Genomic DNA, 21,462 nt, shown 5'->3' with positions numbered 1-21,462 from the left:
ATTGATTATGCGTTGCGGTTCCTTCTCGATCGCTCCAACAAACGAAGCACCTCTTCCTGCGTGTCCAGTTGAAGCGCATTCCGCGCCAGCTCCCGGAGCTCGACGTAATCCATCCCCTGAACGAGATGTCTTGCCTTGAGCACGGAGGATGCGCTCATGCTTAGTTCGTCGATGCCAAGCCCGACCAGCAGCGGAATTGCTTGGACGTCGCCGGCCATTTCTCCGCAAACGCCGACCCATTTATTTTCGCGGTGAGCCGCGTCCGCTGTCATTTGAATCAACCTGAGTACGGCGGGATGGAACGGTTGATACAGATGCGAAATTTTCTCGTTCATACGGTCGCAAGCCAACGTATATTGGATTAGGTCGTTAGTGCCGATCGAGAAAAAGTCGGCTTCCTTGGCCAACTGATCCGCGATCAGAGCCGTAGAAGGAATTTCTACCATGATGCCGACCGGAATATGATCTGAAAACGGTGTTCCTTCCGTCCGCAGCTTGGCTTTTTCCTCATCGACCATTTCTTTCGCTTGTCGCAGTTCCGTCATGGTAGCGACCATCGGAAACATCATATGGACATTTCCATATTCGCCGGCACGAAGGATAGCCCGAATTTGAGGTCGGAACAGGTCCGGCCGCTCCAAGCAAAGCCGAATGGCGCGATGGCCGAGAAACGGATTCATTTCCGGGTCCATGGGCAAGTAAGGCAGCGATTTATCCCCGCCAATATCCAGCGTCCGAATGACGACTGGTTTGGGAGACATTCGCTCGACCGCCGTCCTGTACGCTTCAAACTGTTCTTCCTCATCCGGCAGCGAGCTTCGATTCATATATAGAAATTCAGTTCGGAACAAACCGATTCCTTCCGCCCCGACAGCGATAGCCGCATCCGCATCAAGCGGAGAGCCGATGTTCGCGGCGATCTCGATTTTCCTGCCATCCTTGGTCAAGCTCGGTTCATGAATCAACGACGCTAACGCAGTTTTTTCTGCTTCGTATTGTTCGCGTTTGCTTTCGTATTTTGCAATTTCCTCTTCCGTAGGCCTAACGATCACAACGCCCTCTCTCCCGTCGACAATGATCGTATCGCCGGGGTTCACCGCATTGGTTAGCCCGGATACCCCGACGACCGACGGAATGTTCAAAGACCTTGCTATAATAGCCGTATGCGAAGTTTTGCCGCCGATTTCAGTAGCAAACCCGGCTGTGCTGCCGACTGTCAGGCTCGTCGTATCGGCCGGAGTCAAATCATGCGCGACAAGAATGGAACGTACTTTAAGAGACTGTTCCGGAAACGATTGGTCCGCTATACCGAGCAGCTTCTTCAGCAGTCTTTCCTTCACGTCGCGAACATCGGCCTCACGCTCCCGCATGTACTCATTTTTCATCTTTTCGAATTTGGCGATAATGGTGTCGAAATGCTGCTCCAAGGCGTATTCGGCATTCGCTTTTTCGCGCTCGATGAGCTGTGTGACTTTTTTTCTCAAGGAAGGATCCTGAAGCAAAGACAAGTGTCCTTCGAAAATTTTGGCTTCCTCCGGACCGAGTCTTTTGCCCGCTTCGGCATGGACGGCTTGCAGGTCGGCATAACATTCGGCAATCGCCTTATCCAAGCGCTCATACTCGGACTCTGCATCGTCGATTTTCCGAAGCTGAACCTGAATCTTGTCCTTGCAGAAAATCGTAACCGGCGCGATAGAGATCCCTTCCGATGCCCCAATCCCCTGCAGTCGAACCGAGCTGATCTGCGCCATCACGTTTGCCCGTCCTTCGATTGGAAAAAGTTTTTGACCGCATCCATCGCCGCCTGCTCGTCTTCTCCGTCCACAGTCACCAAAATTTCGTTTCCATGCTCGGCACCGAGCAGCATGATTTCCATCACGCTTTTGCCATCCGCCGCTTCGTCTTCCCGCTCGAACTGAATATCGCTCTGGAACTTGGCCGTAATTTGCACCAAATCGTTGGCCGGTCTAATGTGCATGCCTTCCTCAAATGGAACGACTACGGTTTGACGAATCATGTTAATCCCTCCTAGTTGCCGATTGTTTCCCGGTATGCTTCATCCACCAATTGCGACATTTCTTCTACAAACAGACGCAGCATCAGTTCGCCCTTCTCCTTGGTAGCGAGCGTCGCATCGCCATAAACGCCGCTTCGGCTTAAATCGCCGAGAGATATTGTGGACTTCCCGTACAAATTCGGTTTATCCGGATATTCGCGTACGGCCTTCCCCATTTGGACGTATTCCGGCTTAACCGCCAGCATCAGAGAGGTTTCGAATTCGCAGGCATGTATCATTCCGTGCCATAATTCCGAATCGCAATATTTCTCGACGATGCCGGACATATTCGGATAGAACAAGTAGACGACTTTCATATCCAGCTCGTCCTCCAGCTCCCGCGCCGCATACTTCATCGAAGTATTATTCGCATCGTGACCGTTAATGATAACCAGCAGTTTGGTGCCATAACGCGACACGCTGTGCGCTACATCCTTAATGACCGCTTCCACGTGGTGCTGCTGCAAAGATACTGTTCCGGGAATATCCCGCCATACCCATGAGTATCCGAACGGTACGGACGGAAGCAGGATGGCGCCCGTCTGTTCGCACACGCGCCGCGATAAAGCTTCCGCCAAAAAGATATCGACGCCGATCGGAAGATGATGACCGTGCTGTTCTGTCGCACCCAGGGGAAGAACCGCCACAGGATAGCGCTTCACGGCTTCCGCGGCATCATCTCTGGTCATAACTATCAATTCGTTGCATGCATTCATAGTCGGCTCAACCCTTTTCGTGAAGTATGTTCTTGTACTGTTTGGCCCGCTCACGAATGGTTGATAGTTGCTGCCTGGTCGCACCGCGAGGAACCAAATCGCTGCCGATGGCAAAAGAGGAGCATCCGGCCTCATAAAAAGAATTGATGTTGCTCAAAGCAATCCCTCCGACACCCATGATGTGAAGGCTCGGAAACGGACCTTGTACTTGTTTGACGAAGTCGGCGCCTAACGTCGAAGCCGGAAACAGCTTGACGACTTGCAACTGTTCTTGCACGGCTTGCATAATATCGCCCGGGGTATACACCCCCGGAAAGATTTGCATGTCCAATGATTTTACGTAGCGAACCAGCTCCCTCTCCCAGCCGGGAGTAATTACATAACGGGCTCCCGCTGCGATGGCGCGATCCGCTTGTTCCTTGTGAATCACGGTACCGACGCCCAACTGCAACCGATCGCCATACGTTTCCGACAGCAGCTTGATATTGTCAAGCCCTTGCTTCTCTTCGCTTAGGCTGACTTCCAGCCATTCGATCCCTTCTTCCAAGAGCGCCTCCGCGATCGGGACGATCTCATGCGGATCGACGCCACGCACGATACTGATAATGGTGCCTTTTTGCAACGGTCTCATAACGGCCTCCTTACTCAAACTGTGCCAGCCATCGAGCCGGATTTTTGACGAAAATGGTATCGATCTGCTCCTGCGTAATGCCTTCCGAGAGCAGCCGAGGAATAAACTTCGCGATAATATATTGGAATCCGGGACCGCCGCCATATCCGTGAAGATAAGATTGACGCCCCATGTCCCCGGAGAACAGCAATTGATCGATAAATCCGTGTTCGATCATATTCTTGATCAGCATGACGCGCGTGCTTTCCGGGTAATATTTTACTTTGCTCGCACCGTCAAATTGAACATATGCTCCCCGGTTTGCCAGCTGCAGGTGATAATACGGATCCGCATTGCGATCGCTATGGCCGACAGCCACTATGGACATATCGACGCCTTCCTCCTGCAAAATATCGAGCATCTCCATGCCCATCGTACCGGCCTCCGTGTGCAGCCACACCGGAGCCTTCGTTTCTTTTTGCGCGAGCGCCAAAGCTCGGGTCGTTTTCTCTTCGAGCGGATGGATCATCTGCATCCAGGAGCCCGATTTCAAAAATCCGGCTTTCGCATCGGTGCCGTCCATGCCTTGTGTTACATCGTGTACGAGCCGCTGTGCGATTTGTTCGATCGACTCCGTCTCCACCCATTCCGGAAAATAAATATGCTTGTTAAAACCCGTGGTGCCTATGACGTGAACGCCCGAATCAAGCGACATCTGCTTCAGCTTGCCGCCGTCTCTGCCGTAGTCCAACGTCGATGCGTCGACTAACGCTTGTCCGCCGACTTCCTTGAAGCTGCGCAGCTCGTGCAGCGAAGCCGCGTAGTCGGTCAGCTCCAAATCGCGGTCCTTCTGCGAAGGCGGCGGACAACACCATAGATGCTCGTGGCTGTAGGTGAATCCCAACTGCTCCTTTTTTATGTCTCCCAGTACGGTTCTTATTTTTTTAGTCATCTGTACCACTCCTGTTCCGATATGAATTGTATCTATGACATATGGGGAAATGCTATTATCCGAAGATCATTCCGACTAGACGCATGATGATGACGACGATAATCGCATCGGGAGAAGCGAACCATAGTCCCTGCACCCCATACTTCCCTACATCGATCAGCGGATAAGCCAAGGCGACCAGCAGCGAAAAGGTAATACCGAGGAAAAAGCCGGAAACGATTGCGCCGCGCGCGCCGCCCGCCGCATTTCCGAATACGCCCGCTGCCCCGCCCATAAAGAATAAGCCGATGACGGAGGGCAGAACGACGACCGGCAGAAATCCGGAGATCAACGTCACAATTAGACCGCCGATCATAGCGGCGATAAAGCCGATCGTTACCGCAACCGGAGCAAACGAGTAGAAAATCGGCACGTCCAGCGCGGGCTTGGCTCCCGGAACGATTTTATCGCCAATTCCTTTAAATGCGGGAATGATCTCGCCAAGAAACATACGGACACCTTGCAGCAGCACCAGTACGCCGGCGACAAACGTCAATGCCGTCATAATCGAGAATTGGTAAGCATTTTGACCATTCGTTATTTCCGTAATCTTCGAATTATCTACGAATACAGCGGTTACAATAAATATAACGATCATGACCAAGCTCATGAGAACGGACATGTCCTTTAGGAAATCGATCGATTTGGGCACTTTAATATCTTCCGTCGATTTCTTCTTGTTGCCTACCAAGCCCCCGACCCAGCCGGATAGCGAAATCCAGGAACTCCCCCAAAACCCGAAGGCGACTTGATCGTTACCGGTCACTTTACGAACGAACGGCTGGGAAATCGCCGGGAACAAGACCATACAAATCCCTTGAATAACCGAACCGATCGCGATGGCCGTCCATCCCTTCACTCCCATCTGATCGAGTGTGATCGCCATCGTGCCGGCGAAGGAAAACATCATATGACCCGTCAAGAAAATATATTTCCATCGCGTAAACCGGGCAATGATCAGATTGATGATAAACGAGAATATGAGAATGAATGCCGTTTCTTTGCCGAGCACGGTTTGCACGGCGGCAACCAGCGAATTGTCTTCGGCTACGATACCGGTTAAATGAAACGCTTCGGTGAACATTGTACTGAACGGAACAAGCGCGGACACGATGATACTGGAGCCTTGCTGCAAAATAATAAAACCAAGCAATACTTTCAACGTTCCTTTGATAATATCGGAAACGCTTTTACGAAGCGCAATCAATCCTATTGCCGCAATGATGCCGAGAATGATAGCCGGATTGCTTAAGACGTTCGTAATGAAATTTAGCATAGTCATTTATCCTTTCCAGCAATAATAGCTTGAAGTACCGGAAGCACCTTGTCCTGAAGTTCGTTTTTATCCAGCAAATTGTTGATGGCTATCACTTGTACGCTTTCCTCGCTCAGCTCTCCGGCAATTTCGCTGGATGCTACCATCAGATCACAGCTTTTTCCTTTGGCCGAGCCGAGATCGACCGCTTCTCCCTCAACTTTAATTCCATGCTTCGCCGCCATTTCTTGAATGTCCATCAACAGCATCAAGCTAGTCCCGAATCCCATTCCGCACACGGTTACAACCTTCATGTTTATCATCCTCTCGTTTCATTTGGTAAATGATTGGTCTAGGAATGCTGCATGGTCGACAATACATGATCGGCCGTAGTCGCCCGCATTATTTCATTGAGCTTCGCCTCGTCGGACAATATCGAGGCAAGCGAGCGCAGCATTTGGATATGAGCTTTCTTGTCCACGCCGGCTATTGCGCAAACCAATTGAACGGGATCGTTCTTTGGATGGCCGAACACGACCGGCTGGTTCAGCCGAACTAACGACAGACAAACTTCTTTGACGGTTTCATCCGGCCGCGAATGAGGCAGCGCAATGCCCGGAGCAATAACGAAATATGCCCCCAACTCTTGAAACGCCTGAACCATTGACTCTACGTAGGCCAGTTCGACTTTGCCTGCCTGCACTAACAGATTTCCAGCGATACGAATCGCATCGATCGGCGACTCCGCATCGGCATCCAATCGAATAACCTCTTCGCTTAATGGCAGCATGACCGATACCCCCTTTGTTCCGTAGTTGTTTGATGTTAGATAAGGTTGCGGGAACGGCTATTTCCGGAAAGCCGGATGGAGTATTGATACCGATCCGCCCGTGCTACCAAATCGACGACTTCCATTGGCGTACCGTCCGCCAAATAAGACGTACGGACAATATGCATGACCGGGGAGTACTGCTCGATTTGAAGAGCGAGCGCTTCCAAATCAGACGCTTCGCGGGCGCTGACGATCTCTTCGGCATCGGAGAAACGGATCCCGTACCTTTTCTCCAGATCGTCATATAAAGATTCCGACTTCAGTCCTGTCTCCAGAAATCCGGGAATATGGCTCGCCCTTAAATAATTGATCATTATGACTATAGGTTCCCCATTCGCGTAACGAATACGCTTGATGGAAATCAATTTTTCATTCGCAGCCAGCTGCAGCTGCTGCACCATTTTGCGCGACGGCCGTACTTCCTGGATTTCCAATCCTCTCGTTTCGGTTTGCTTGCCCAGCTGCTGCATTTCTTCCGTCCAGCTGAATATCCGGCTCATATCCTGAGTAATTTTGGGCGATTGTACGAATGTTCCGCGCCCCTGCTGTTTCACGACGATCTGGTCGTCAACCAATTCGTCGATCGCCTTGCGGACGGTCATACGGCTGACTTGATACATTTCTTCGATCTCCGACTCGACAGGTATCATGTCTCCCGGTCGGTAGTTGGCCTCGATGTGCTCCTTTAAAACCTCCTTTAGCTGAAGATACAAAGGCATCCCGGAGCCTCTATCCAATTTTTTCAATGTCCTCACCACGCTCATTCATTATAATCAATGCCATTTGAATTCGCTTTCTTGTTATTTATATTATATCATTATAATCTATTTGTAAATAAATTTTTAATCATTATAATGAATATCATTTTTTGTATTACCTCGAGTACAACTCATCTCCAATAAGTTGAACGAATGATCTATTCGCACAGTTTTCATTCCGTGGAAGACAAAGCTCGCCTATATGGCAATTCCCCCTTCTACTGCATGGGTTGTAGTGGTTGGTTGTTCGTGGCTGGTTCTTTAACTCCATTTAGTTAATGATATTAACGATTGCGAGCACGGACTATAATAACGACCCGGAAATGTATTTAATGTCATTATTATTTAATATTATTAATTTTATTTGTACGAAATTCTTTTAGGGAATACGCTTGACTATGATAATGATTTTCAATATCATAGAGGCCGAGTGTAATTGTTTAATCGATATCTATGGAGGAATCCTAAAAATGGTCATGTTCAAGTCGCGGAAACATATCGGACTATTATCGGCAATACTGGCAATCTCGCTGACGGCTTCGGCTTGCGGAGGGAACAAAGAAAGTACGAACCAAGTGGCCGGCTCCGCTGCCGAGACCTCTGCTCCCGGTTCTTCTACAGCCGCCAAGCCGGTCGCGGAGAAAAAGGTCAAAGATGCAATGGGAAATGAAGTAACGATACCGGCCAATCCGAAACGGATAATCGCCTCGTATTTGGAAGATCCGCTGCTTGTATTGGGAGAGAAGCCGGTTGCGCAATGGATGGTGGCGAACGGAACGCAGCTGTATTTGGAGAAAGAGCTAAGCGGAGTTCCGACCATACCGTCGACGCTTCCTCCGGAGACGGTTCTGAGCTTTTCGCCCGATCTGCTGTTGATCGGCAACGAATCGCAGGTAGCCAAGGGGCTGTATGAGCAGTACTCAAAAATCGCGCCAACCTACGTGCTGGGTGACGAAATTGTCGGCGATTGGCGCAAAACGCTGTTGAAAATGGCTGAACTGCTGAATAAAACCGATATTGCCGAGAAAGCGCTCAAAGAATATGAAGACAAAGCCAAAACAACCCGGGATAAGGTCAAGCAAACGATCGGCGACAAATCCGCCGCCATATTGTGGCTGAGCAAGAAAACGTTTTACGTCGTGAACGGTAAAGTGGCGAGCGGAGCCGTCTTGTATGGCGATTTGGGTATGAAGTCGCCCAATATTTTGGCCGTGCTTCCGGATGCCAAAGCAAATTGGGTGTCAATCTCGCTCGAGAAGCTCGCCGAACTGGACGCCGACTATATTTTCCTCGTCAACAGCGACAAAGGGCAAGCCGGCAATCTGGAGGAACCGCTGTGGAGAAACATTCCGGCCGTCAAAGCGGGACATGTGTACGAGTTCGACCGTTCCGGCAGTTGGCTGTACAACGGACTTATCGCCGGCTCGAAAGTGATGGACGATGTCGTGAAGAGCTTGTCCAAGTAGGTTTGATCGATTTGAGCTTTTCCGCCCGTTAGCATAATGAGGCTGCCGCTCCCCAAGCCGGCAGCCTCATTTTTGCGGGAGAGTGAGCACTCGTTTCCGATAGCGAATCCGTATCCTCTTTTCCCTCTTGCCTTTGGGAATTTATCGTTTTCATAATTAGTTTACATAAATAATGTTATGTTAACTTAGTTGAACGGCTGGATACTAATCCCCTTCAATATTATGAGGAGTCGCTACAAACTTTGTTCATGGTAGAATATAGAAAATAGTCCTTAAGGCTTTTTACTGTGCCTGGGCCTTAAGGCTGCCGGTCATGTCGGCAGCCTTCGAACGATCCAATGTTTCTGCATCAGGTCCCGCAAAAGGTTCGGTAAGGACGGTTTGATTGCGCAGGCAATGTGGAGTAATCAGCCTGTTCGTTGGAGTGAGCGAAAGGGCGCGATAGAACATCAAGAAGCCTCTCCATTACGCTGAAATCTCCTAGATTCACCGCGGCCTCCAGCGCGTCTTCTACACGATGGTTGCGAGGAATGACCGCTGGATTGTTGTTCCGCATCAACTGATGCGAGGAAGCTTTTGGTTCCTGCTGCCTGCCCAGTCTCGCCTGCCACAGCTCGTGCCACTGAGTAAATTCCACGGTCCCAAACAGGGCCGTATCCTCCGGCTTGTCAAAAGTTAATGCGCGGAAAGTATTGGTGAAGTCCGCACGATTTTTCTGCATCATACTGAGGAGGTCTTCAATAAGGGATTCATCGTGCTGCTCTTCGTTAAAGATTCCCAGTTTCGCCCTCATTCCCGCGAGCCAATCGCGGCGATACAACTCGATAAAATCTGAAATCGCATCCTCGGCCAATTTGACAGCCTGCTCCTCGTTGTCATGCAGCAGAGGCAATAGAGCTTCGGCAAATCTCGCGAGATTCCAGGCGGCAATACGCGGTTGGTTGCCATAGGCATAGCGGCCGCGGATGTCGATGGAACTGAATACAGTTGCCGGGTCATAGGCATCCATGAAGGCGCAAGGACCATAATCTATCGTTTCTCCGCTGAGTGCCATGTTGTCGGTGTTCATTACCCCGTGAATAAAGCCGACCAGCTGCCATTTGGCAATCAGTACGGCCTGCCGCTTGATCACTTCATGAAGCAGCGCAAGATAGCGGTTCTCCTCCGAATCCGCTTCCGGATAATGTCTTTGCAAGGTGTAATCGGCCAATATTTGGAGATCTTGGGCAGTGCCCCAATTCGAAACGTATTGAAAAGTACCTACCCGCAGATGACTTGCAGCCACGCGATTCAAAATTGCGCCGGCTTGCTCGGTATCACGGATTATAGACTCCCCGGTTGTAACAACGGCCAGGCTGCGGGTCGTAGGTATTCCAAGCGCAAACATGGCTTCGCTGATGATGTATTCGCGCAGCATCGGTCCGAGTGCCGCTCGACCGTCGCCTTGACGGGAGTATGGCGTCCTGCCTGAACCTTTAAGCTGAATATCAAACCTCTCCCCCTGCGGAGTGATCTGTTCGCCAAGCAGCAGAGCCCGGCCGTCTCCCAGCAAATTAAAATGCCCGAATTGATGTCCGGCGTAAGCTTGAGCAAGAGGCAATGCCCCTTCGGGAATCCGGTTGCCGGCAAGCACCGATATACCGTCATTGCTTTGCAGCGCTTGAACGTTCAACCCTAGGGATATTGCCAACGGATCATTAAAAATAACCAGCTTCGGCGAGCTTGCGGGTGTCGGGTTGAGCCTCGTATAAAGCGACTTCGGCAGACGGGCATAACCGTTGTCGAAGTTCCATCCTGCTTCTGTACCTGCTTTATTCTCTGTCATCGTATCTCCTTCTTTGTCATGTTTTTATGTATTTTAATATTTTCTATTACATAAAACAAAAGCGATGTTATTTGATAACTACTTTCTGTATCGGCACAGGGCATCCCCTTTAGGGTTAACTTCCGCTAACTAATTATACCCTTCCATACGTTCGCTCGCACTGCTTCCGTACTTGCCATTTCCGACGAAAGCGGCGAAACTAGGAATAGCAAAAAAATGATAGCGCTAACGGCGGAGGAGAACGCAAACATGAGGAAAAAATGTAACGCCCCCGACAATACCGAACCGTCAAAATCGGGGATGCCGAATGCGGAAAGCGATATTGCCGCGATGCCGGCAACGACGGCCTGATTCCATGTCGAGACGCAAGCTGTTTTTACTGATCACGTTATTCCTATGCTTGCTTACCAGTCTGCGCCTGGTGTGGATGGCCATACAAGCGACCCCGGACCATCCTCACGCCTCTCGAGGCGTGCTGGACTTGCGCGAATGGAACTTCGAGGGCAACCGATCGATCACGCTTAACGGCGAGTGGGAGTTTTATCCGGAACAATTAGTGCCGAATAACGAACGAGGACCAACCTCCTCATCGGAGCCGGCCTATATCCAAGTTCCGAGTGACTGGCGTACGTCTATGCCCGGACAAACCCCCTACGGCTACGGAACCTACCGGCTGCGCATAATGGTCAGCGGAAATCTGGAGCAGCCGTACGGTTTTTGGGTTCAAAAAATTTCGGCTGCTTCGGCAATGTATGTGAACGGGGAAAAGCTGTCGAGCTTTGGTCCGCCGGCGGAAAACAAGGAACATTACAAGGCCAAGGCGAACACCTATTCTGCCACGTACGCGGCGGACGGTCGCAATGAAATCGAACTGTTTGTCCATGCCGCCAACTTCGACAATCCGCGCATGGGCGGCATCGTCAAATCGATTCGCTTCGGCTCGCAGGCGGCTATCGACAGCGAACGGATGTACTCGATCGGATTCCAGCTCGTCACGATCGTCATTTTGCTGCTGCACGCCTTGTATGCGGGTATCGTCTTTTTGTTCAACCGCAGGCAAAAGGTCATTCTATCTTTGATTGTGCTGTTCGTCTGCGCCGCTCTGTCCGTCGCCACAGACGACGATTTACTGCTTCTGCTCTGGTTGCCGATTTCTTTCGCCTGGTCGATCAAACTGAAGCTGCTGTCCTACGCGGCCTTGTCGTATTTCATGCTGAGGGTTATCAAGCAAATGTTTCCGGAATATACGATCGGCGGTAAGTTGTTGCGCTGGTACGATTGGTTTGTCGTCTTATATGCGGTCTTTCTCATCATCGCGCCTCACGAATGGATATTGCTATGCACGCCCCTATTTTCGTTTGCTGTCGTATTTCCGGTTGTCGCGATCAACTTCATAATCGCCAAAATGCTCGTCCGGAACTACAAAGACGCCTTTTTCCTGCTCATGGCCGCAGCAAGCGTCTTGTCCAGCATTGTCTGGGGATCTTTGAAAAGCAGGGGTTATGTCGACGTAACGTTTTACCCGTTCGACATTGTGGCGGCGGTCGTCGGGTTTTCCGCCTTCTGGTTCAAGCAATATTTCCGCAATGCGGAACAAAACGCCAAACTGACCGAATGGCTGCAAAAGGAAGACAGGCTGAAGGATGAATTTCTCGCCAATACGTCCCACGAGCTGAGAACGCCGCTGCACGGCATTATGAATATCGCGCAATCGGTCGCGAACGACGAGTGGGATACGATGAAGGAGAAAAATCGGAAAGATCTGGAGCTCCTCATTACGATAAGCCGCCGGATGTCCTATACGCTGAACGATTTGCTCGACTTGTCGCAATTGAAGGAAAATCGCGTTTCTCTTCGCCCCGGCAACGTTCGCGTACAATCCGTAGCAACCGGCGTGATCGATATGGTCAGGTATTTGACCGAGGGCAAGCCGATCCGGATCGGCATGGAGATTGCGCCGTCTTTTCCCGCCGTCATCGCCGACGAGAAAAGACTTGTGCAAATTTTGTTCAACCTGCTTCATAATGCGATCAAATTTACGCATGAGGGTATGATTTCTGTTTCAGCCGAAATCATGGAGGGTCGGGCGGCTATCCACGTATCGGACACCGGAATCGGGATGGACTACGACACGCAAGCTCGCGCATTCCTGCCCTACGAGCAAGGAGCTGCCGGCTTCGGCGTCGGCGCAGGCATCGGACTCGGTCTGAGCATATGCAGGTCGCTGATAGAGCTTCACGGCGGTTTGTTGACCTTACGATCGGCGCCGGGCGAAGGATCGGTTTTCACTTTTACGCTTCCTTTGTCCGATAATCATCATATCGCTTCGTATTCGGAACTACCCGACCCGTCCGCCGCCCAAGGAGATCCGGTGGTCATAGATGCCGGGACGGTGCCGCCGTTACCGGACTCCTTCCAAGTATCGAAGGAAGCTCCATCTACCGGTAATCCGAAAATATTGGCCGTCGACGACGATTCGATCAATTTGAAAGTATTGAGCAATATTTTGTCCTCGGAACGGTACGACATCACGGTTACGACTTCCGGAGTGGAAGCCGTATCGCTGCTGGAGACTACCCAGTGGGATCTGCTGATCGCCGACGTCATGATGTCCCGGATGTCCGGTTACGAGTTAGCGCGGATCGTACGGGAACGCTACTCGATATCCGAGTTGCCGATTTTGCTGCTGACGGCGCGCAACCAGCAGGAAGACGTCTACTCGGGATTTTTGTCCGGAGCGAACGATTACGTGACCAAGCCGGTTGACGCCATGGAATTGAAATACCGGGTGAGGGCATTGATCAGCCTGAAGCAGTCGGTCGGCGAACGGCTTCGAATGGAAGCGGCTTATTTGCAAGCCCAGATCCAACCCCACTTTTTGTTTAATACACTGAATTCGATCACGGCATTGGGCGATATCGATACGAACAAAATGAACGGGCTTGTCGAAGCATTCAGCACCTACTTGCGGATCAGCTTCGATTTCTGGAACTCCGAGCGGTTAGTCCCGCTCGAGCACGAGCTTACACTGGTTCGTTCTTATCTGTATATCGAGAAGGAGCGTTTCGAGGACCGGTTGAACGTCGTCTGGGAGATCGAACCGAATCACGGACTGCAGCTCCCTCCTCTCACGATCCAGCCGGTGGTGGAGAACGCCGTGAAGCACGGCATACTCAGCAAGTTCGAAGGCGGAACCGTCCGGATTACCATAACCAACGACAACGATTATTCGACCGTAACGATCTCGGACGACGGCGCAGGCATCGATCAGGAGAAAATCAGCGGGCTGCTGAACGGCGAACGGCGAAGCGGCCGGGGAATCGGACTGCTCAACACGCATCGGAGACTGACGCAGCAGTACGGCGAAGGCTTGTTCATCCATAGCGAGCCGGGAGTCGGAACAACGATTTCGTTCCGCATTCCGAAATCGAGATCGAGGAAATCTGCACGGCATCCAAAAACCTGATGTCGTCGATCCGATCGTGAGCGAGCAAGCTGCAATCCACCGCTGATCATGCTGTATATCGGCGAGTATGGACATTATTGAACCGCATTTTACTATTCGCGAACTTAGGTAGTTCAGCAATAGTGAATGCGGTTTGTTTTTTGCCCGATTTCGGTCATGGCGTTCGATTAGCAAACGAATTTGCAACCTTGTATTGACTTGGAGTTGGCTCCAAGTTGTAATATGCTTTTAAAGGCTTTTAACAGCTAGGCAAAGAAAAGAAAGCTGGGGATGAAAAATGAAGCAGCGTACCTATACAATCAAGCAATTCGCCGCACTGACCGGTGTTAGTGAAGACACATTAAGGTATTACGAAAAAATCGGGCTGTTGCCCTTTGCCATGCGCAAGAACAATGGACACCGCTATTATTCAGCTGAGGATGAGGAAAGAGTAATGGTTCTCTTATGCCTGAAGAAAGCCGGAATGTCGCTGGAGGAAATCAGTCCTTTTATGAAGCTGCCCATGGATGAGGACATCCAGAACATTCCCGTTATCCGCGACATGCTGCTCGATTACAAAAGAAAAGTCGAGGGGCAAATGCGTGAATTGCAAAAAATTCTGGATGTAATTACGGCAAAGCTGCACAGTGGCGAGAAGCTGGCCTTGAGAAGATCGGAGTCGAATACGGAGGCGAAAAGCTAAGATGAAAAACGATACACCTAAAGTTGCATGCATTACAGGAGCGAATTCGGGTATCGGCTTGGAGCTGACCAAACGCTTGTTGGCTGAAGGATGGCATATTATTGCGATGAATCGTTCAGAATTTCCAGATCATGAGTTATCCATTCAACAAGCCATACGGCAAAATCGACTGCAATTGTATCGTGTCGATCTCCGTGATTTCGCGCAGCTTAAAGTGGTTCTTCAACGCATAGTCGCAGATGTGGAAGCTGTTGATGCGCTGTTTAACAATGCGGGAATCAGCCTGGCGAATTCGGATGTATCCAGGCAAGGACGCGAAGCGCATTATGAGGTAAATACGGTTGCGCCTTATATTGTACTGATGGAACTGAAGCCTTTGCTGCTGCGAGGCGTTACAAAAACAGTCATTAACACTTCATCCAATGCTTCATTGACGGTGAAACGCTTGAATCCGGAGACGCTGGGGCAAGTGCGGCATTTTCGCAAGCTTCTTGGACCCTACGCGGACAGCAAGCTGGCGCTATCGCTTTGGTCACAACAAGTCGCGCCAGCTCTCGCGACGGAGGGAATCCGGATTAGAAGCGTCTGTCCGGGCCCCAATAAAACGCCAATGACCAAAAGCTCCGGCATGCCGGCCTTTATGACACCTCTGGTTCACCTGTTCTTTTCGCCGCCTAGCAAAGGGGCTGCCAGACTGTATGATGCGGCATTCCATCGGCAGCAAACCGATAACGGGGCGTTTCTGGTAAAAGGCAAGCCGGTTCAAGCGCCATTTGCCCATTATGCAGAGGAAATTCTTCGGAAAACTGATGAAATTTATCGGCTGGAGTTCACACAAGTCCAATAGCAGGAGAGACTGGTACGAAAGCCTGGACCCGAATTTCAGAAAATGACTTTTCGCAGGTCGGCCATCGGAGTAGCTATCATTCTGCCCGTTCATGCAGCGAAGGCTGCCGGATCCAATGTGCCGGTCATCCCGATTTGCCATTGCGGACCGCCGTTCCAACCGTCAGGCCTCCCGAGCCTCTGCTCCGAAATATGCAGCGTTTTGACGTAATGGTTCGGATCGTTCTTTCTCATCAGCTCCCGCAATGCAACCCATTCCTCAGGCGAAGAGAATGACTCCGGGCCGGGGTACAGGATCGGCTCGACCATACTTTCCCATGTACAGTATTCTGCCGCCAATAGACCGACCGAATTCGTGAACCGTTACGCTGGGATTGCGACTCCAGACTCCGATCAGTTGTTCCATTCGTTCATAAGACAAAACAAAGAAGCGATATCGCCCCATGTGGACAATACACGCCGTATTTTTTTGGTGAGAACGGGCTTTTCCGCAAAAAAAACCGCTCCTTTCGCTCATTGAAACGAAACGGATGCGGCTTTGTTTGTATTTAACCCGATGCTGGAGTCCCTCCTCCACCCTGACTCCGCAGCAAATATACCAATTTGCGGTAATAAAGCGAAGATTCCTTATATCGACGCCCTTCCTCTGATACGACGGCCAAAGCTTCATACAACTGCTCCATACGCATGGCGTGACCCGTAGTTTCAAAGTAAGGCAAGCATTCCGTCGCATGGTCCAAAACACCTCGACTTCGCTTTGCGCTAGCGCCCACTGGCTTACATAGAAGGAAAGCGCCATGCGCTGATCCTCTCCGGCGAAGCATAGCCGAAGCTGTTCGATCCCTTGCGCCAGCATGCCCCAGTTTTTTTGCGCAAAGGCGATTTCGCATCGGAAAATAACGGTAACCGGCTCCAGCAGCAGTCTCGTTTCCTCCGGCTCTCTGTCCATCAACTGGTCTCAATCTATCTTCGCACCATGTGAACGCAAAAAAAGAATAGCTTGTTCTCTGTCCATCCGCGCACCTTTGACGGCAAACGATTTAAAATCGACCCCATCCAGATTGGCACCGCGCAAATCGGCCCCTTGCAGTTTGGCCTTAGCCAAAATGGCTCTTGTCAGGTCGCAATCTCTCAAGTCCGCTTTCTCCAAATTAGCTTCGGAGAGATCGGCCTCATTGAAGCGAATTCCCCTCATATCCTGTTTTACAAACCGAGTGTGTCTCAAATTCGTATAAGACCAATCCCCGTGAAAAATTGTAATACCATCCATTTGAGCGTTTGAAAAGTCCGAACCTGTCATTTTGCAATTGTTGAATTTCGAGACGAAGAGATTGGCTTCCACGAAGCTGCAATTTACAAAAGCCGAATCCGAGTGAATCGAACCGTTCAACGTGGCTCCGCGAAAATTACATTCAATGAAACGACAGTCGCTTGTCGTGATTTCCTCCAGTGAACCGTTAGTAAAGGTGCAGCGTTCAAATGTACAACGAATGAGCTCGCCGTCCCTTAAATCTCGTCCGCTATAATTAACCGCATTATAATGTTGATCGATGTACTGGAACATAGTATGCCTCCCAATCAATCCCTATTTAATAACCAAACCTAAAAGTCCGGCAAAAGACGAAGCATGATGCGATGAGATGATGCAGCCATTCAAGTCTTCAATTTCTACGTATAATTTTTCAAATTCGCAATCGCTTAAGTCGATCCCTTCCAGCTTCGACCCTGACAAGACCGCTTGATCCATATTGCAGACGGTAAACCATATTTTTTGAAAGGTGGACTGATAAAAGTCCGCGCTAATTAAGGAACAGTCCTCGAATCCGACTTGCTTAAATTTTGCAAATCGAAACATGGAATAATCCCCCAAGCAACTTAGAAAACTAACGTTCTGAAATCTGCTTCTCGAGAAATCGGTTCCTATCAGCTTGCAATTTCTGAACTCTGCCCGATGAATGAAGGAACCGGAAAAATCAATATTTGAAAAGTCGCATTTATCGAAAATGACGTCTGTAAGCTCAGTCTCCGTCAATGCCGATTCCATTATGGTTACATTTTTAAAAACCATTTTTTCAAATGAAACCTTGGAAGCTTTCTGATTGTCGATTGTGATGTCGTCTATAGTCCCCATACTGAACTCATCTTTTGATTTCAACGAGAAAACTTGTTGTGATAATATGGGTAGGCTTAAAGGGATTTTCGGGATCTCGATCTTACTTTTCATATATACCTCCATTTGTTCTCCCTATTGAAGTTGACGCCTCCGGCAAATTGTAGTTCCATTAGTTGATATGTTAACTAGTATAGGATGATTCAATTTGCTTGACAAGCCGATACCCTAACCGGTTCGCCAGTTGCCTCATAAATTAAAAAAGCCTGATTTCTCAAGCTTTTTTGGAACAACTTATGTTGACACGTTTACGGATTTATTAAAGTGAAGCCGAATATTGTTCGAGTTCGGCAGCTGGACCAAATTTATATTTGCTCATCGCAAGCGCGCCAGCAGAGCAATGACAGACGGAATATGCCATAAGGATTTTGCCATCGTCCCATGTACCCTCCTCATATTACTTCTTCTGCAACAAAACCAACAAGGGCTAAGCTCCACTGAGACCTCGGCTCACAGTAATCAGAGACCTTCAGTCAGAATCCTTTTCAAGAACACTCCCGTGTAAGAAGCCGGAGCTTCGGCTATTTGCTCCGGTGTACCTTCGGCTACAAGCTTGCCGCCGGCTGCGCCTCCTTCCGGTCCGATATCGATAACCCAGTCGGAATCCCGGATCAATTCCAGGCTATGCTCGACAACAATTACGGTATTTCCCGTTTCGACCAGCTTTTTCAATAAGATATGAAGCTGTTTGATATCGGATGGATGGAGGCCGGTCGTCGGCTCATCCAGCAAATATAGCGTATGGTTTTTGGATGGTTTGCTCAGCTCTTTCGCCAGCCTGATCCGCTGTCCTTCGCCACCGGACAACGTTTTGACCGATTGACCCCATTTCAGATAACCAAGCCCTACCTCACACAGCATCGCAATCATGCCTGCAATCTTGGACTCCGACTTGAGGATCGGCAGGCTTTCCTGTACGGACATATTCAGCAGATCCGAGATGGAAACTCCTTCATACCGAACCCGCAAGACCTCGTCAGTAAACCTTCTACCCTTGCAGTCGTGGCACTTCACCTCCAGATCGGGCAAAAAATTCATATCTACGGACAGCACGCCCAGACCTTGGCATGTCTCGCAACGACCTCCCGGCGTATTAAAAGAAAAATGCTTCGAGGTCAGCTTTCTTTCCTTGGCCTCCGGCAATCCGGCAAACAGCTGGCGCAGGTGTGTAAACACATCGGTATAGGTCGCGACATTCGAGCGCTGAACTCTTCCCATTGGCGTTTGGTCAAAGATAACGATATTTCCGACTTGCTCCAAGCCCGTAATTTCCTTGTATCCGCTCTGCTCGTTTCCTTTCGGACTTCCTTGTGCGAGGATATCGAATACAAGCGTAGATTTGCCCGACCCCGAAACCCCCGTTACGGACACTAGGCAGCCAAGCGGAAAGGAAACTGCCGGGATACTGATATTGCGGAACCGAGCTTCGCGGATCGTGACATGATGTCCGTTCCCCTTCCTTTGGACACGGGCGGAAGTCGAGAGGTTCTCTTCTCTCAGATAAGCACCCGTAACCGAAAGCTCGCTTGCCATCAGATCCTCCAGATTACCTTCGCCCACAACGGTTCCACCGTACAATCCGGCGCCCGGACCGATATCGATAATATGATCGGCAGCACGCATCATCTCGACATCGTGCTCGATAACGAGGACTGTATTGCCCAGATCGCGCAGCTCCTGAAGCACCCGTATGAGGCCAACCGTATCCCGAGGATGAAGACCCGTCGTCGGTTCATCCAGAATATACAGCACGCCAGTCAAGCCTGAACCAAGCAACGATGCGAGCCGCAGCCGTTGTGCTTCACCTCCGGACAATGTTACCGTCTGCCTGTTCATGGAAAGATAGCCGAGACCTACATCGATAATCCGCTTTAACCGTACAGGCATATCGTGGAGGATCGGCTCAAGCAGATGAAGTCCTTCTATGGGAAGTACCGCCCGCAACCCTCCCATCCATTCGTACACATCGACGAGCGACCAGTCCGATAGGTCGGAGATGGAGGCGTCAGCTACCCGAACAAGACGAATATCTTTCTTTAAGCGAGCTCCGCGGCATTCGGGGCATAGCTGTTCATGAAAAAAGCCCCCTTCTTTTTCCTGTGAGCCGGACTCCCCCTCCTTCTCCTTGTAGCGCCGCCACAATCCAGGTATGACACCTTCAAATTTAGTGCCTTGAACCGGCTTCACATTCGGATAATGACGCTTGAATGCCTCGCTTTCGACTCCGTAGTACAGCAAGTCCCGCTGAATATCGCCGTAATCTTTCAAGGGCTGATCAGGGTCAAGGTCAAATCCGTAATGCTTGCCCGCCGCTATTAAAATACGGATCTGGATATCGCGATGGACGCCGTTCAGAGAAGCAACTCCCCCGTCGCGCAAGCTGAGCTCCGGATTGAAAACAGCCGCTTCATCGATGCTTGCCACATGACCGAGCCCGCTGCACGCTTCACAAGCTCCCTCCGGCTTATTGAAGGAAAAGTGTGACATTCCCAGCTTCTCAAGCTCCGTATTGCAATGCGGACAACGCATCGTATGACGCTCCATGTCCTCGTCTTCTTCCGCCAACAGACCAGCCGGCTCAAAGGTAGGCAGGATGCTGCCGCTGCAGGATGGGCATACTCGCTCACCCAGTCTGGAAAAAATAAATCGTACATACGTGTATATGTCCGTAACTGTCCCGACTGTCGAGCGCGGATTGCGGTTAGTGACATGCTGTCCCACGCTGATGGATGGCGACAATCCTTCAATAGATTCGACCTTCGGCTTGCTGATCGAATCGGACGTCAAACCCATGGATTCCATATACTGTCTCTGGCATTCCCGCTGAAGCGTATCCATGGCCAGCGTCGATTTGCCGGAGCCCGACGGACCTGTCAGTACGACCAGCTTGTACTTGGGAAGCGTAAGCGAGACATTCTTCAGGTTATTTTCCCGTGCGCCCTTAATAACAATAGTTTCTTTCACAACAAAGATTCCCCCTCATTTCCCAACTTGAACGTAGCGTTAAACCGTTATACAAAGCATTATGCTTCATTCCTTTGCAAATTCGCGTTAATTTCGATAAAATAAGTTTACTTGATTAAACATACGATGATCTAGTATCTTTTCTATCTAATATCTTGATTATCGAGATAAATATATCTTAAAAGGAGGGTTGTCTTTTGTCAAGCGATCGCCAAGATCAACCAACGGATTTGCATCAAAATTTCACCTTGCGCATGCGAGGCCTGGGCACCCGCACGGTACTATACCAGCAAAATGTAGCCGCCTCGTTAGGGTTATACAATAATGAATATCTATCCGTAGATATTCTGCATGAAAAAGGACCCATTACCGCCGGCGAGCTGTCCAAGCTGACCGGACTTGCTACAGGCAGCGTCACCGCGTTGATTGACCGGCTCGAAAAAAACGGCTTTGTTCGCAGACAAAAGGACCCGAACGACCGTCGCAAAGTAATTATTGTCCCTTTATATGAAAATAAAGAAGAGGTCTTCAATACGTACCTCCCCCTTCACACCGCGATGGTGAAACTGGCTTCCACCTATACGGAAGAGGAGCTCGAGCTGATTACACAGTTTTTAGGCAAGGCAAGTGACGTCTTGGAAGAGCAGATTCATCGTCTCAGCTCCACGACTCGCAACAAATCTTCTTCCTGAAACTAAAAGGACGATAATCCGGAGAGTTAAAACACCTCGGATATCGCCCTTTTGTTTCATTTGATCCAGTACATCATACCTGTTTATGCGTCTCGCCCCGCGTTTCGGTACGCGGAGTTTCTTTTGATATTAC

Annotated in this window: 19 protein-coding genes; 5 read left to right on the top strand and 14 right to left on the bottom strand. The window is 50.1% G+C overall.

What is annotated here, in order from left to right; all coding sequences use genetic code 11:
- Positions 1-5 precede the first annotated feature (5 nt).
- From ptsP to FE784_RS03260, 9 genes are read right to left on the bottom strand one after another with little or no spacing between them, the layout of a single operon-like run.
- The gene (ptsP, locus tag FE784_RS03300) at positions 6-1,751 is read right to left on the bottom strand and encodes a phosphoenolpyruvate--protein phosphotransferase (protein WP_139600772.1); all 1,746 of its coding nucleotides are present in this window, start codon (positions 1,749-1,751) and stop codon (positions 6-8) included.
- Positions 1,751-2,017, bottom strand: coding sequence for an HPr family phosphocarrier protein (locus FE784_RS03295; RefSeq protein ID WP_139600692.1), 267 nt, complete (start codon positions 2,015-2,017; stop codon positions 1,751-1,753). Before FE784_RS03295 ends, ptsP begins: the two co-directional genes overlap by 1 nt.
- An 11-nt stretch (positions 2,018-2,028) precedes the next feature.
- On the bottom strand, positions 2,029-2,772 hold the full coding sequence (locus FE784_RS03290; RefSeq protein ID WP_139600691.1) for a creatininase family protein: 744 nt from the start codon (positions 2,770-2,772) through the stop codon (positions 2,029-2,031).
- Positions 2,773-2,779: 7 nt separating this feature from the next.
- The gene (locus tag FE784_RS03285) at positions 2,780-3,403 is read right to left on the bottom strand and encodes a bifunctional 4-hydroxy-2-oxoglutarate aldolase/2-dehydro-3-deoxy-phosphogluconate aldolase (RefSeq protein ID WP_139600690.1); all 624 of its coding nucleotides are present in this window, start codon (positions 3,401-3,403) and stop codon (positions 2,780-2,782) included.
- 10 nt (positions 3,404-3,413) lie between these two features.
- Complete coding sequence (locus FE784_RS03280; RefSeq protein ID WP_139600689.1) at positions 3,414-4,334, bottom strand: phosphotriesterase family protein; 921 nt, start codon at positions 4,332-4,334, stop codon at positions 3,414-3,416.
- Between the two features lie 55 nt (positions 4,335-4,389).
- Positions 4,390-5,649 (bottom strand): PTS ascorbate transporter subunit IIC, encoded by a 1,260-nt coding sequence (locus tag FE784_RS03275; protein WP_139600688.1) that lies wholly within the window; start codon positions 5,647-5,649, stop codon positions 4,390-4,392.
- Positions 5,650-5,651: 2 nt separating this feature from the next.
- The gene (locus FE784_RS03270) at positions 5,652-5,942 is read right to left on the bottom strand and encodes a PTS sugar transporter subunit IIB (RefSeq protein ID WP_139600687.1); all 291 of its coding nucleotides are present in this window, start codon (positions 5,940-5,942) and stop codon (positions 5,652-5,654) included.
- 38 nt (positions 5,943-5,980) lie between these two features.
- Positions 5,981-6,418, bottom strand: coding sequence for a PTS sugar transporter subunit IIA (locus FE784_RS03265; protein WP_139600686.1), 438 nt, complete (start codon positions 6,416-6,418; stop codon positions 5,981-5,983).
- A gap of 35 nt (positions 6,419-6,453) precedes the next feature.
- Complete coding sequence (locus FE784_RS03260; protein ID WP_246131884.1) at positions 6,454-7,179, bottom strand: GntR family transcriptional regulator; 726 nt, start codon at positions 7,177-7,179, stop codon at positions 6,454-6,456.
- A gap of 509 nt (positions 7,180-7,688) precedes the next feature.
- On the opposite strand from FE784_RS03260, the gene FE784_RS03255 reads away from it, so the two are divergent.
- Positions 7,689-8,684, top strand: coding sequence for an ABC transporter substrate-binding protein (locus FE784_RS03255; RefSeq protein WP_342779072.1), 996 nt, complete (start codon positions 7,689-7,691; stop codon positions 8,682-8,684).
- Positions 8,685-9,033: 349 nt separating this feature from the next.
- Here the strand turns inward: FE784_RS03255 and FE784_RS03250 are convergent, their stop codons facing one another.
- Positions 9,034-10,509: a protein adenylyltransferase SelO gene (locus FE784_RS03250; RefSeq protein ID WP_139600684.1), complete on the bottom strand. Its 1,476-nt coding sequence runs from the start codon at positions 10,507-10,509 to the stop codon at positions 9,034-9,036.
- A gap of 355 nt (positions 10,510-10,864) precedes the next feature.
- Here FE784_RS03250 and FE784_RS03245 point away from each other — a divergent pair, with 355 nt between their 5' ends.
- From FE784_RS03245 to FE784_RS03235, 3 genes are all read left to right on the top strand, one after another.
- A complete protein-coding gene (locus FE784_RS03245) occupies positions 10,865-13,975 on the top strand; it encodes a hybrid sensor histidine kinase/response regulator (RefSeq protein WP_139600683.1) in 3,111 nt (1,036 codons plus the stop codon).
- A gap of 277 nt (positions 13,976-14,252) precedes the next feature.
- Positions 14,253-14,657 (top strand): MerR family transcriptional regulator, encoded by a 405-nt coding sequence (locus tag FE784_RS03240; protein ID WP_139600682.1) that lies wholly within the window; start codon positions 14,253-14,255, stop codon positions 14,655-14,657.
- 1 nt (position 14,658) lies between these two features.
- Positions 14,659-15,504 (top strand): SDR family NAD(P)-dependent oxidoreductase, encoded by an 846-nt coding sequence (locus tag FE784_RS03235; RefSeq protein ID WP_139600681.1) that lies wholly within the window; start codon positions 14,659-14,661, stop codon positions 15,502-15,504.
- Between the two features lie 89 nt (positions 15,505-15,593).
- On the opposite strand, the gene FE784_RS03230 is transcribed toward FE784_RS03235, so the two are convergent.
- The 4 genes from FE784_RS03230 to uvrA all read right to left on the bottom strand — a co-directional run bounded on the left by FE784_RS03230 (position 15,594) and on the right by uvrA (position 20,637).
- Positions 15,594-15,812, bottom strand: coding sequence for a hypothetical protein (locus FE784_RS03230; RefSeq protein WP_139600680.1), 219 nt, complete (start codon positions 15,810-15,812; stop codon positions 15,594-15,596).
- Between the two features lie 649 nt (positions 15,813-16,461).
- Entirely contained in the window at positions 16,462-17,067 is a 606-nt protein-coding gene (locus FE784_RS03225) for a pentapeptide repeat-containing protein (RefSeq protein WP_139600679.1), read from the bottom strand.
- A 21-nt stretch (positions 17,068-17,088) separates the two neighbouring features.
- Entirely contained in the window at positions 17,089-17,727 is a 639-nt protein-coding gene (locus FE784_RS03220; protein WP_139600678.1) for a pentapeptide repeat-containing protein, read from the bottom strand.
- A 405-nt stretch (positions 17,728-18,132) separates the two neighbouring features.
- The gene (uvrA, locus tag FE784_RS03215; RefSeq protein ID WP_139600677.1) at positions 18,133-20,637 is read right to left on the bottom strand and encodes an excinuclease ABC subunit UvrA; all 2,505 of its coding nucleotides are present in this window, start codon (positions 20,635-20,637) and stop codon (positions 18,133-18,135) included.
- Positions 20,638-20,891: 254 nt separating this feature from the next.
- On the opposite strand from uvrA, the gene FE784_RS03210 reads away from it, so the two are divergent.
- Positions 20,892-21,329, top strand: a complete 438-nt coding sequence (locus FE784_RS03210; protein WP_176705950.1) for a MarR family winged helix-turn-helix transcriptional regulator — start codon at positions 20,892-20,894, stop codon at positions 21,327-21,329.
- Positions 21,330-21,462 lie beyond the last annotated feature (133 nt).

This window comes from Paenibacillus hemerocallicola, from assembly GCF_006265175.1.
GTDB classification, from domain to species: Bacteria; Bacillota; Bacilli; order Paenibacillales; family NBRC-103111; genus Paenibacillus_AB; species Paenibacillus_AB hemerocallicola.
Note: the sequence above shows the minus strand (reverse complement) of the source record. Positions and strands in the feature narration are given on the sequence as shown.